The sequence below is a fragment of the Pseudomonas sp. 2024-210 genome (assembly GCF_045062345.1).
In the GTDB taxonomy this organism is placed as follows: domain Bacteria; phylum Pseudomonadota; class Gammaproteobacteria; order Pseudomonadales; family Pseudomonadaceae; genus Aquipseudomonas.
Map to the genome: position 1 here is coordinate 117,851 of NZ_JBJGEJ010000001.1, position 12,984 is coordinate 130,834.

At 57.0% G+C, this 12,984-nt stretch carries 11 protein-coding genes; all 11 read left to right on the forward strand.

Going from position 1 to position 12,984, the window contains the following annotated elements; all coding sequences use genetic code 11:
* The first annotated feature begins 21 nt into the window (after positions 1-21).
* Positions 22-1,278 carry an arginine deiminase gene (arcA, locus tag ACI7MX_RS00550; RefSeq protein WP_314484867.1) on the forward strand — a complete coding sequence of 419 codons (1,257 nt, stop codon included), beginning with the start codon at positions 22-24 and terminating at the stop codon, positions 1,276-1,278.
* A gap of 77 nt (positions 1,279-1,355) precedes the next feature.
* Positions 1,356-2,366: an ornithine carbamoyltransferase gene (locus ACI7MX_RS00555; RefSeq protein WP_314484870.1), complete on the forward strand. Its 1,011-nt coding sequence runs from the start codon at positions 1,356-1,358 to the stop codon at positions 2,364-2,366.
* Between the two features lie 68 nt (positions 2,367-2,434).
* Positions 2,435-3,364, forward strand: coding sequence for a carbamate kinase (gene arcC, locus ACI7MX_RS00560; RefSeq protein WP_405586358.1), 930 nt, complete (start codon positions 2,435-2,437; stop codon positions 3,362-3,364).
* Positions 3,365-3,421: 57 nt separating this feature from the next.
* Positions 3,422-3,781: a DUF5064 family protein gene (locus tag ACI7MX_RS00565; protein ID WP_405586355.1), complete on the forward strand. Its 360-nt coding sequence runs from the start codon at positions 3,422-3,424 to the stop codon at positions 3,779-3,781.
* Positions 3,782-4,034: 253 nt separating this feature from the next.
* Positions 4,035-5,543 (forward strand): sigma-54-dependent transcriptional regulator, encoded by a 1,509-nt coding sequence (locus tag ACI7MX_RS00570; RefSeq protein ID WP_405586352.1) that lies wholly within the window; start codon positions 4,035-4,037, stop codon positions 5,541-5,543.
* Positions 5,544-5,826: 283 nt separating this feature from the next.
* Positions 5,827-6,210, forward strand: a complete 384-nt coding sequence (gene gcvH, locus ACI7MX_RS00575) for a glycine cleavage system protein GcvH (protein WP_405586349.1) — start codon at positions 5,827-5,829, stop codon at positions 6,208-6,210.
* Between the two features lie 9 nt (positions 6,211-6,219).
* On the forward strand, positions 6,220-9,072 hold the full coding sequence (gene gcvP, locus ACI7MX_RS00580) for an aminomethyl-transferring glycine dehydrogenase (RefSeq protein ID WP_405586346.1): 2,853 nt from the start codon (positions 6,220-6,222) through the stop codon (positions 9,070-9,072).
* 204 nt (positions 9,073-9,276) lie between these two features.
* Entirely contained in the window at positions 9,277-10,653 is a 1,377-nt protein-coding gene (locus ACI7MX_RS00585; protein WP_405586343.1) for an L-serine ammonia-lyase, read from the forward strand.
* Positions 10,654-10,670: 17 nt separating this feature from the next.
* Complete coding sequence (gcvT, locus tag ACI7MX_RS00590; RefSeq protein WP_405586340.1) at positions 10,671-11,795, forward strand: glycine cleavage system aminomethyltransferase GcvT; 1,125 nt, start codon at positions 10,671-10,673, stop codon at positions 11,793-11,795.
* Between the two features lie 373 nt (positions 11,796-12,168).
* Positions 12,169-12,381 carry a cold-shock protein gene (locus tag ACI7MX_RS00595; RefSeq protein ID WP_314484893.1) on the forward strand — a complete coding sequence of 71 codons (213 nt, stop codon included), beginning with the start codon at positions 12,169-12,171 and terminating at the stop codon, positions 12,379-12,381.
* A 95-nt stretch (positions 12,382-12,476) separates the two neighbouring features.
* Positions 12,477-12,965 (forward strand): RDD family protein, encoded by a 489-nt coding sequence (locus tag ACI7MX_RS00600; protein WP_314484896.1) that lies wholly within the window; start codon positions 12,477-12,479, stop codon positions 12,963-12,965.
* Positions 12,966-12,984 lie beyond the last annotated feature (19 nt).

Below are 12,984 nucleotides of genomic sequence, written 5' to 3' on the forward strand. Positions count from 1 at the left end.
GTTCTTTGGAGGATGACTGTAATGACCACCGAAAAAGTGAAGTACGGCGTACATTCCGAAGCCGGCAAGCTGCGCAAAGTAATGGTCTGCTCCCCAGGCCTGGCTCATCAGCGCCTGACGCCCAGCAACTGCGATGAACTGCTGTTTGATGACGTGCTGTGGGTCAACCAGGCCAAGCGCGACCACTTCGATTTCGTGACCAAGATGCGTGATCGCGGTATTGACGTACTGGAAATGCACAACCTGTTGACCGATATCGTTGCCATTCCAGAAGCGCTGGACTGGATTCTTGAACACAAAGTAACGCCCAACCAAGTGGGTGTGGGCCTGGTCAACGAGGTCAAGTCCTGGCTTAAAAGTCTGGAGCCCCGCAAAGCTGCGGAATACCTGATTGGCGGCGTGTCGGCTGACGATCTGCCCGACAGCTTTGGTGGCAAGACGATCCAAATGTTCCGCGACGTACTGGGCCACACCAGCTTTATTCTGCCGCCGCTGCCTAACACTCAGTTCACCCGTGACACCACTTGCTGGATTTACGGCGGCGTGACACTGAACCCGATGTACTGGCCTGCCCGTCGTCAAGAAACCCTACTGACCACGGCGATTTACAAGTTCCACCCTGAGTTCACCAGCGCCGACTTCCAGATCTGGTACGGCGACCCGACCGTTGACCACGGCAACGCCAGCCTGGAGGGCGGCGACGTGATGCCCATCGGTAAAGGCGTGGTACTGATCGGCATGGGCGAACGCACCTCGCGCCAGGCCATTGGCCAACTGGCGCAAAACCTGTTCAAAAATAAAGCGGTTGAACGCGTTATCGTCGCAGGCTTGCCAAAATCCCGCGCGGCAATGCACCTGGACACCGTGTTCAGCTTCTGCAACCACGACTTGGTCACCATCTTCCCTGAAGTCGTGAACCAGATCGTTGCGTTCTCCCTGTACCCCGATGAAAGCCGCAATGGCGGTATCGCCGTCGTTCAGGAGGAAGGCAGCTTCGTCGACGTAGTCGGCAAGGCGCTGGGCCTGAAAAAACTTCGCGTGGTCGAAACCGGCGGTAACGCCTTCGCCGCCGAACGTGAGCAGTGGGACGACGGCAACAACGTGGTGGCACTGGAACCCGGCGTGGTGATCGGTTACGACCGCAACACCTACACCAATACCCTCTTGCGCAAAGCCGGTGTGGAAGTGATCACCATTAGCGCATCGGAACTGGGACGCGGCCGTGGCGGCGGTCACTGCATGACCTGCCCAATCGTTCGCGACCCAATCGACTATTAATTCATTCATTGATTGCTTGCGCCTGCCCCCACAAAGGGCTGGCGCAAGCCGGTTAACCAAAAACCAAGGAGATCATCATGGCGTTTAACATGAAAGGCCGCAGCTTGCTGAGTCTGATGCACCACACTCAACGTGAGCTGCACTTTTTGCTGGATCTGTCCCGCGACCTGAAGCGCGCCAAGTACACCGGCACGGAACAGCCACACCTCAAAGGCAAAAACATTGCCTTGATCTTCGAAAAAACCTCGACCCGTACCCGTTGCGCGTTTGAAGTTGCCGCCCACGATCAGGGCGCACACGTGACTTACATCGACCCGGTTTCTTCGCAAATTGGCCACAAAGAAAGCATGAAAGACACCGCCCGCGTTCTGGGCCGTATGTTTGATGCCATCGAATACCGCGGCTTTGAACAAGCCATCGTCGAAGAACTGGCCAAGCATGCCGGTGTACCGGTGTTCAACGGCCTGACTGCTGAATTCCACCCGACACAAATGATCGCTGACGTGCTGACCATGCGCGAACACAGCGACAAGCCACTGCATGACATCAGCTACGCGTACCTGGGCGATGCCCGCAACAACATGGGTAACTCGTTGCTGCTGATCGGCGCCAAATTGGGCATGGACGTGCGTATTGGCGCACCTAAAAGCCTGTGGCCTGAAGAGTCGTTTGTAAAAGAGTGCCAGGCATTCGCCAAAGAAAGCGGCGCACGCATCACCCTGACAGAAGACCCGAAAGAAGCGGTCAAAGGCGTCGACTTTATCCACACTGACGTGTGGGTATCGATGGGCGAACCGGTTGAAGCCTGGAACGAGCGCATCAAATTGCTGCTGCCTTACCAGGTCAACTCGAACATCATCAAGGCGGCCGAAAACCCACGGGTTAAATTCATGCACTGCCTGCCAGCGTTCCACAACTGTGAAACCAAGGTCGGCAAAGACGTGGCAGAACATCACCCCAACCTCAAAGACGGCATTGAAGTGACTGAGGAAGTGTTCGAATCCCCGGTCAACATTGCCTTTGAACAAGCTGAAAACCGCATGCACACCATCAAAGCCATTCTGGTGGCAGCACTGGCTGATATCTAAGCCTCAGCGCAGGAGCGGGCCTGCCCGTTCCTGCTGTTCTAATTTGCCTTTCAATAAGGACATTATCTATGCGTATCGTCGTAGCACTGGGCGGTAACGCCCTACTGCGTCGCGGTCAGCCCATGACCGCTGAGAATCAACGCGAAAACATCCGCACCGCTGCCGCACAGATCGCCCGCATAGTTCCTGGCAACGAACTGGTCGTGGCTCACGGTAATGGCCCGCAAGTGGGACTGCTGTCGTTGCAGGCCGCCTCCTACACCGAAGTCGCCCCTTACCCGCTGGATGTGCTCGGTGCCGAAACCGAAGGCATGATCGGTTACATGATCGAGCAAGAGCTGGGTAATGTACTGCCCAAGGAAGTGCCCTTCGCTACCTTGCTGACCCAGACTGAAGTTGACCCAAAAGACCCGGCCTTCCAGAAACCGACCAAACCGATCGGCCCGGTCTATTCCGAAGAAGAGGCCAAGCGCCTTGCCGCCGAAAAAGGCTGGGTAATTGCCCCGGACGGCGACAAATTCCGTCGTGTGGTGCCCAGCCCAAAACCCAGGCACATTTTTGAAATTCGCCCGATCAAATGGCTGCTGGAAAAAGGCACCATCGTGATTTGTGCGGGGGGTGGCGGCATTCCGACCATGTACACCGAGGACGGAAAGCTGCAAGGTATTGAAGCCGTTATTGACAAAGATCTGGCCTCGTCGCTGCTGGCGCAAGAACTCAAAAGCGACTTGCTGGTCATCGCCACGGACGTGACTGCCGCCTTTATCGACTGGGGCAAACCCACGCAAAAAGGCATCTCTCATGCCCACCCGGATGAGCTGGAAAAACTCGGCTTCGCGGCCGGTTCGATGGGGCCTAAAGTAGAAGCAGCCTGCGAATTTGCCCGTAAAACCGGCCATACCGCCGTCATAGGCGCACTGGCGGATATTGAAGCAATCGTTCAAGGTAAAGCAGGCACTCGCGTCAGTACCGAGAAGCCAGGTATCACCTACTTTTGAACCAGAGGGCGGGCCGCAGGGCCTGCCCTTTACCCTTATGCCTCAAGGAGTTCCGCTATGGCTTCGTTCGAACCCGGACACTTGCACATCCATCGAGAACCGCTGCAACCTGGCGATTTCGGGTACGACATACACATTGAATACAAGGTCGTTCAAGATCCCGAAACCGGTAAAGCGATGCAATTCGATATGCATGGCCAAATCAAAGGCAAAGAGTTTAAGGAGTCATTTACCCTGCCCAAGGATCTGGCCTTCAACTTTGCGCATGATGCCTTTCAGATAGCGGTAAAACACGGCATTCCCAAGACTGCGGACATCCGCGCAATGCACGGTTTCTACGACAAAATGTTTGCTGATGTGATGGCGAAGCTCAATCACAAGCCGGGTGACCCCATTGATCTCAATCATCTCGACTGACCTGTCGGATGCCCTGCTGCTCTCGTAGTCGCTGACGAGTCATGAAGGCTTTGATCGGCGGCAACGCCGCCGAACAACCGGACACTCGCAGCAATGCATGATGCGACCGTTTCGCGCTCGATTGCAGCCTTCGGCAGCGGTTACTGGTCGATGCCAATCCAGGTTTAAAGAGCCTAACTAACCGCCACATTTCACCTATCCCCCCCTCCAAGGCATACTGGCCAACCCCGCTGGCCAAAAGTAATCACCGTTCATGCGCATCCATGTCAGTTTTATCGACCGTGTCGGCATCACCCAGGAAGTCCTGGCCTTGCTCGGCGGGAGAAACCTTAATCTGGATGCCGTGGAAATGGTTCCGCCCAACGTGTACATCGACGCCCCGACCCTGAGTCAGCGGGTCCTCGATGAGTTGCGCGATGCGCTCTTCAACATCAAGGGCGTGCAGGCTGTCACGGTGGTCGACATACTTCCGGGGCAACGCCGCCACCTACAACTCGACGCGTTGCTAGCCGCCATGACCGACCCGGTGTTGGCGCTGGACAGCGACGGCCATGTGTTACTGGCCAACCCTGCACTCGTGGCGCTATACGGTCATGAGCCAACCGGAGAAAGTATCGGTGAACTGTTCAGCGACCCCGCCTTGCTTGATGTGTTGCTGAGCAATGGCTTTCGTCTTCCCCTGCGCGAAGTCACCCTCAACGGTCACCCGCTGATGCTCGACGCCACGCCGATCACCGATGCTGGCGCCCTGCTCACGCTTTACCAGCCCAGCCGTATTGGTGAACGTCTGGCGGCCCTGCATCATGACCATGCCGAGGGCTTTGACGCCCTGCTGGGCGATTCTCCGGCCATCCGCACCCTCAAGGCCCGTGCCCAACGTGTGGCCGTGCTGGACGCACCGCTGTTGATTCAGGGCGAAACCGGAACCGGCAAAGAACTGGTGGCCCGCGCCTGTCATGCCATCAGTGATCGTTTCAACGCTCCCTTTCTCGCCTTGAACTGCGCAGCGCTGCCCGAGAACCTCGCCGAAAGCGAACTGTTCGGCTATGCCCCCGGTGCCTTTACCGGCGCCCAACGCGGCGGTAAACCGGGGCTGATGGAATTGGCCAACCACGGCACGGTGTTTCTTGATGAAATCGCCGAAATGTCACCCTACCTGCAAGCCAAATTGCTGCGTTTTTTAAACGACGGCAGCTTTCGCCGGGTCGGTGGAGAACGCGAGGTCAAGGTCAATGTACGCATCCTCAGCGCCACCCACCGCGACCTCGACAAAATGGTCAGCGAGGGCACCTTTCGCGAGGACCTGTTCTACCGCCTGAATGTACTTAACCTCGCCGTCCCCCCCTTGCGTGAACGCGGTCAGGACATTCTGCTGCTGGCGCGCACATTCATGCAGCAGGCCTGCACACAGATACAACGTCCGGTGTGCCGCCTTGCGCCAGGCACCTACCCGGCGTTGCTGAGCAATCCCTGGCCAGGCAACGTACGGCAACTGCAGAATGTCATCTTCCGCGCCGCCGCCATCTGCGAAAGCACGCTGGTCGACATTGGCGATCTGGACATCGCCGGAACCTCGGTTGCACGGCAAAGTGACGGCGAAATAGAAACCCTCGAAGGCGCTGTCGAGGCCTTCGAAAAAGCCTTGCTGACAACACTGTATGTCAGCTACCCCTCCACCCGGCAATTGGCCAGCCGCCTGCATACCTCGCATACGGCCATTGCACACCGACTGCGCAAGTACGGCATCCCCGGAAAGTCATGAATCACGACTGTATCGAAATCACTCCAGTGGAGCGATTTCGATACACAAGGGTGTAGGCTCAACAGTGCAAGGCTTTGATCCGCAAAGATTTTTTTCCAACCCGGTAACTGTATCGATTTCGCTACAGCCAGCGCAGCGTACACCCCTCGCAAAACTACTTAAGCCATTGAAATATAAAGATACTTTAAAACTGGCAACCATCTTGCATTCATCTCTTCATTAAGCTCGACCTGCGCGAGCATTAACTGTGACCACCAGACGTGTCTGGCCCTGAGGAGTTTGCATGAGCGAATTGCGTTTTACTGAAGACCACGAATGGCTGCGCGCCGAAGCTGACGGCAGCATCACCGTAGGCATTACTGCGTTTGCGCAAAACGCTCTGGGCGATGTGGTGTTTGTGCAACTCCCTGAGTTGCAGGACTACGACAAGGGCGCAGAAGCCGCTACGGTTGAATCGGTAAAAGCGGCCAGCGGTGTGTACATGCCGCTGGCCGGTACAGTGCTCGAAGTGAACCCGGCGCTCGATGACAGCCCGGAACTGGTCAACGAAGACCCGCTGGGTGAAGGCTGGTTCTTCCGCTTCCAGCCCGCCGATGCCAGCGCCGTCAGCAAACTGCTGGATCAAGATGCGTATGACCGCCTGATCAAAGCCAACGCCCAAGCCTGAGGAGCCGTCATGACCATCAATCTCAGCACTGCCAACGAATTTATCGCACGCCACATTGGCCCGCGTCATGCCGACGAACAGGCGATGCTCGCCACCCTCGGTTTTGACTCTCTGGAAGCGCTCAGCGCCAGCGTCATCCCGGACAGCATCAAGGGCACCAGTGTGCTCGACCTGCCCGCGGGCCAGAGCGAAGCCGATGCACTGGCCTCGATCAAAGCCATCGCAGCGAAAAACCAACTGTGCAAAACCTATATCGGCCAAGGCTATTACAACTGCCACACGCCTTCGCCGATTCTGCGTAACCTGCTGGAAAATCCAGCCTGGTACACCGCGTACACGCCGTACCAACCTGAAATATCCCAGGGCCGCCTCGAAGCCCTGCTCAACTTCCAAACGTTGATCAGCGACCTCAGTGGCTTGCCTATCGCCAATGCTTCGTTGCTTGATGAAGCCACCGCGGCTGCCGAAGCGATGACCTTCTGCAAACGCCTGAGCAAGAACAAAACCAGCCATCAGTTCTTTGCTTCCAGCCACTGCCACCCGCAAACCCTCGACGTATTGCGCACGCGGGCCGAGCCTTTGGGCATTGAAGTGGTCGTTGCGGACGAACGCGAACTGAATGATGTGTCGACCTTCTTCGGTGCGCTGCTGCAATACCCTGCGAGCAACGGCGATGTATTCGATTACCGCGAGTTGGTGGAACGTTTTCACGCCGCCAATGCGCTGGTTGCCGTTGCAGCTGACTTGTTGGCCTTGACCCTGCTGACGCCGCCGGGAGAATTTGGCGCGGACGTGGCCATCGGCAGTGCTCAGCGCTTTGGCGTACCACTGGGCTTTGGTGGTCCGCATGCGGCCTACTTCGCCACCCGCGACGCGTTCAAGCGCGACATGCCCGGCCGTCTGGTCGGTGTGTCGGTTGACCGTCATGGCAAGCCGGCGCTGCGTCTGGCGATGCAAACTCGCGAGCAACATATCCGTCGTGAAAAGGCCACGAGTAACATCTGCACTGCACAAGTGCTGCTGGCCAATATCGCCAGCATGTACGCCGTGTATCACGGCCCGGCGGGCCTGACCCAAATCGCTCAGCGCACTCACCAACTGACGGCCATTCTGGCCAAAGGTCTGAGCGATATGGGCCTGAAGGTCGAGACAGCACACTTTTTCGACACCTTGACCCTGAACATGGGCGATACCACTGCCGCGCTGCACGCCAAAGCCCTGACTCAGAACATCAACCTGCGCGTCATCAGCGATCAGCATCTGGGCCTGTCGCTGGATGAAACCAGCAGCCAGTCCGATGTTCGTGCGCTGTGGGCGCTGTTCGCCGCCGATGGCCAGGCCCTGCCTGACTTCGACGCGCTGGCCACTTCGGTCGTTGGCACCTTACCCACCGCGCTGATTCGTCAGTCTGCGATCCTCAGCCACCCGGTATTTAATCGCTATCACTCCGAAACCGAGCTGATGCGCTACCTGCGACGTTTGGCTGACAAGGATCTGGCACTGGATCGCACAATGATTCCGCTGGGTTCGTGCACCATGAAACTCAATGCTGCCAGCGAAATGATCCCGGTGACCTGGGCCGAGTTTGGCAACCTGCACCCGTTTGCGCCTGCCGAACAAAGTCAGGGCTACCAGCAACTGACCACCGAACTGGAAGCCATGCTCTGCGCGGCCACGGGGTATGACGCCATTTCACTGCAACCGAATGCTGGTTCGCAGGGCGAATACGCGGGCCTGCTGGCGATTCGAGCCTATCACCAGAGCCGTGGCGATGAACGCCGCGACATCTGCCTGATTCCGTCTTCGGCCCACGGCACCAACCCCGCCACCGCCAACATGGCCGGTATGCGGGTTGTCGTAACCGCGTGTGATGCACGCGGCAACGTCGACATTGAAGACCTGCGCGCCAAAGCCCTTGAACACCGTGATCATCTCGCTGCGCTGATGATCACCTACCCGTCGACTCACGGCGTGTTCGAAGAAGGTATCCGCGAAATCTGCGGCATCATTCATGACAACGGCGGTCAGGTGTACATCGACGGCGCCAACATGAACGCAATGGTTGGCTTGTGCGCGCCCGGCAAGTTCGGCGGTGATGTGTCTCACCTCAACCTGCACAAAACCTTCTGCATTCCCCACGGCGGCGGTGGCCCGGGCGTTGGCCCGATTGGCGTCAAATCGCACCTGACCCCTTTCCTGCCGGGGCACGGCACGATGGAACGCAAGGACGGCGCAGTCTGCGCGGCGCCTTTTGGCAGCGCGAGCATTTTGCCGATCACCTGGATGTACATCCGCATGATGGGGGGCGAAGGCCTCAAACGTGCATCGCAACTGGCCATCCTCAACGCCAACTACATCGCCCGCCGCCTGGAAGAGCACTACCCGGTGCTGTACTCGGGCAGCAATGGCCTGGTGGCGCACGAATGCATTCTGGACCTGCGCCCGCTCAAGGACAGCAGCGGCATCAGTGTCGACGACGTGGCCAAGCGCCTGATCGACTTTGGCTTCCACGCCCCGACTATGTCGTTCCCGGTGGCCGGCACGCTGATGATTGAGCCGACCGAAAGTGAATCCAAAGAGGAACTGGACCGCTTCTGCGAAGCGATGATCCGCATCCGCGAGGAGATTCGCGCCGTCGAAAACGGCACGCTGGACAAAGACGACAACCCGCTGAAAAACGCTCCGCACACAGCAGCTGAAATGGTTGGCGAATGGACTCACCCGTACAGCCGCGAGCAGGCCGTGTACCCGGTAGCGTCCTTGATCGAAGGTAAATACTGGCCACCGGTTGGCCGGGTCGACAACGTGTTCGGCGATCGCAACCTGGTCTGCGCCTGCCCGTCGATCGAGCTTTACGCTTAAAGCAGCGGCAAGTCTCAAGCTGCAAGCTGCAAGCTGCAAGAAAGAGTCATTAGCTTTTACTCCTAACTTGTAGCTTGCCCGTCTATCGAGCTGTATGTCTAAAGCAGCGGCAAGTTTCAAGCTACAAGCTACAAGTTCGAGCCATTCGGCTTTTACTTGTAGCTTGTAGCTTGTAGCTTGCAACTGCTCCCACCGGGAGCCCCTATGTCGTTAAGCGTGTTCGACCTGTTCAAGATTGGCATCGGCCCTTCCAGCTCCCATACCGTCGGTCCCATGCGCGCAGCCGCGCGCTTTGTCGAAGGTTTGCGCCGTGATGAGCTACTGCCAGACACCGCCTGCGTAAAAGTCGAGCTGTATGGCTCACTGGGCGCTACCGGCAAAGGGCATGGCAGCGACAAAGCCATATTGCTGGGCCTGGAAGGCGAACACCCGGACACCGTTAACACTGACACCGTGGCCGAACGTCTGGCCACGATCCGCAGCAGCGGGCGCTTGAACCTGCTGGGCGAACACCCCATCGATTTCAATGAAAAGTCGCACTTGGCGATGATTCGAAAACCGCTGCCCTACCACCCTAACGGCATGATTTTCCGCGCACTGGATGCCGCCGGTATTCAAATCCGTAGCCGCGAGTATTACTCCATCGGCGGCGGCTTTGTTGTCGATGAAGGCGCTGCCGGGGCTGATCGCATCGTCGAGGACAGTACCGAGCTGAAGTACCCGTTCAAGACCGCTAAAGACCTGCTGCGCCAATGTGTCACCCACGGCCTGTCGATCAGTCAGGTGATGATGGCCAATGAAAGTGCATGGCGCCCAGAGGCCGACACTCGAAGGGGGCTGCTCAACATTTGGCAAGTCATGCAGGACTGCGTAAGCGCGGGTTGTCGCAACGAAGGCATTTTGCCTGGAGGCTTGAAGGTCAAACGACGGGCCGCCGCCCTGCACCGTCAATTGTGCAGTAACCCCGAAGCCGCGTTGCGCGATGCCCTTTCGGTGCTCGACTGGGTGAACCTGTATGCGCTGGCGGTCAATGAAGAAAACGCCAACGGCGGGCGCGTGGTGACCGCACCCACTAATGGCGCGGCCGGGATCATTCCCGCCGTGCTGCATTACTACATGCGCTTTATTGGCGGTGCCGATGAAGACGGCGTGGTGCGCTTTATGCTCACGGCCGCTGCCATTGGCATTTTGTACAAGGAAAACGCCTCGATCTCAGGCGCCGAAGTGGGCTGCCAAGGCGAGGTTGGGGTGGCCTGTTCGATGGCTGCCGGGGCCTTGTGTGAAGTACTGGGCGGAAGCGTGCAGCAGGTTGAAAACGCGGCCGAGATTGGCATGGAGCACAACCTTGGCCTGACGTGCGACCCGATTGGCGGATTGGTGCAAGTGCCCTGTATCGAGCGCAACGCCATGGGTTCGGTCAAGGCCATCAACGCCGTGCGCATGGCGTTGCGAGGCGACGGTCAGCACTTTGTGTCATTGGACAAAGTGATCCGCACCATGCGCCAGACCGGCGCCGACATGAAAAGCAAATACAAAGAGACCGCTCGCGGCGGTCTGGCTGTCAACATTATTGAGTGCTGATTTTCAAGGAGTCTCGAATGTCCACCGAACAACTGCTTAAAACCCCTCTGCACGCACTGCACATTGAACTCGGCGCCCGCATGGTGCCCTTTGCAGGTTATGACATGCCGGTGCAATACCCGCTGGGCGTCATGAAAGAGCATCAACACACCCGTGAGCATGCCGGGTTGTTCGATGTCTCGCACATGGGCCAAATTCGTCTGACCGGTGCTGATGCTGCCCAGGCCCTGGAGGCGCTGGTGCCGGTGGACATCGTCGACTTGCCGGTGGGCATGCAGCGCTATGCCATGTTTACCAACGAACAGGGCGGCATACTGGACGACTTGATGGTCGCCAACCTGGGCAATGATCAACTGTTTCTAGTGGTCAACGCGGCGTGCAAAGAACAGGATCTGGCGCATCTGCGCAAACACTTGAGCGCCCATTGCACGATCGAACCCTTGTTTGAAGAGCGCGCTCTGCTTGCCCTGCAGGGCCCGCAGGCCGTAACTGTGCTGGCACGGCTGGCGCCTGAAGTGGCTCGCATGACCTTTATGCAATTTGCCCCGGTCACGCTGCAAGGTGTGACGTGTTATGTCAGCCGCTCGGGGTACACGGGCGAAGACGGCTTTGAAATTTCTGTCCCAGCCGAACACGCCGAGGCACTTGCGCGCCATTTGCTGGCAGAGTCCGAGGTGAAGGCGATTGGTCTGGGAGCACGGGATTCGCTGCGTCTGGAAGCCGGGCTGTGCCTGTACGGGCACGATATGAATGATAAAACGACGCCGATTGAAGCGAGCTTGCTGTGGGCTATATCCAAGGCACGCCGTGTCGATGGCCCTCGTGCTGGAGGTTTCCCCGGCGCTGAACACATTTTCACCCAACAGCAACAGGGCGTAGCGCGCAAACGCGTGGGTTTGCTGCCACAAGAACGCACCCCGGTACGTGAAGGTGCAGAGATTGTCGATGCTGACGGTACGCCTATCGGCACTGTCTGTAGCGGCGGCTTTGGCCCAACGCTGGGTGCGCCTTTGGCGATGGGTTATGTAAACACCGCCTTTACCCCATTGGACACTGAAGTCTGGGCCATTGTTCGAGGTAAACGGGTGCCGATGAAAGTGGCAAAAATGCCGTTTGTGCCCCAGCGCTATTACAGAGGTTAATCTCTGGCTTAGCAGTTGCAGGCGATAGGTACGGGCCTGCAACTGCTGTCTATGAATGGTTCTTTTCGATAGTTAAAAATCGACTTTAAACATCTATTCAATTGAACACGGCTATTAATAAGTTCTGTTTATTAAGCAGGACTCAAGCATAACAAACTGAACTCACCCGCCCTCGATACCAGGGTTGTTTTTTTAATTTCATTTTCGTAGAGTTTGCTTACTGTGTTTGCATGGGTCGCTGGAACCGTGACCTGGGCAGTAGCTTCATTGTTTGCTACAACCGGCTCTACGTCTCTTACTTCCTGCAACCCAGCACCGGTCCTCTTCCACGCGAAGAGGCTGCCATTAATTGTTAGTGTCAAGGAATTAAGAAATGTCCCAACGTCAAAGCGGTACCGTCAAGTGGTTCAACGACGAGAAAGGTTTTGGTTTTATCACCCCTGAAAACGGTCCCGATTTGTTTGTGCACTTTCGCGCCATTCAGGGCAATGGTTTCAAAAGCCTGAAAGAAGGTCAGAAAGTTACCTTCATCTCGGTTCAGGGCCAAAAAGGCCTGCAAGCTGACGAAGTGCAAGCCGAAGATTAATTTTCTGTTGCATAAAAGCCTCTGATACTGACATCAGAGGCTTTTTTATGGCCGCAATTTCGTAAGATTGCTTTTTACCTTACAGCGAGCTTGCCATGTCAAATCCACCGCTTAGCCCCCAAGGCGAATTTCCTGCCGTTGGTTTGGGCCGCCGCCTGGCAGCCATCTTCTATGACGCTTTACTGTGTACCTCTCTGCTGATTGTCACCACCTTCATTTACAAGCTGGTCATGATGGGCTTTATCGGCGAAGCCAAAATGCGCGCACTGTCAGAATCCGGTGCTTTGGATGGCGACCCCTTGCTCTCTACGATTTTATTTTTTGTTCTGTTCGCCTTCTTCGCCAAGTTCTGGACTCACTCAGGGCAAACCCTGGGCATGCAGGTTTGGGGCGTGCGGGTTCAGAATGCGGACGGCACCGCCATCAGCCTTTGGCAAGCTTTGCTGCGGTTTATCGTAGCGATTGGCTCATGGCTGTGTTTAGGGCTGGGTTTTTTTTGGTCGCTGTTTAACAAACAAAAGCGCACCTGGCATGACCTGTATTCCAACACTCAATTGGTGCGCATTCCCAAGCGGAAAAAATAGATCAAACGAAAAAAGCCCG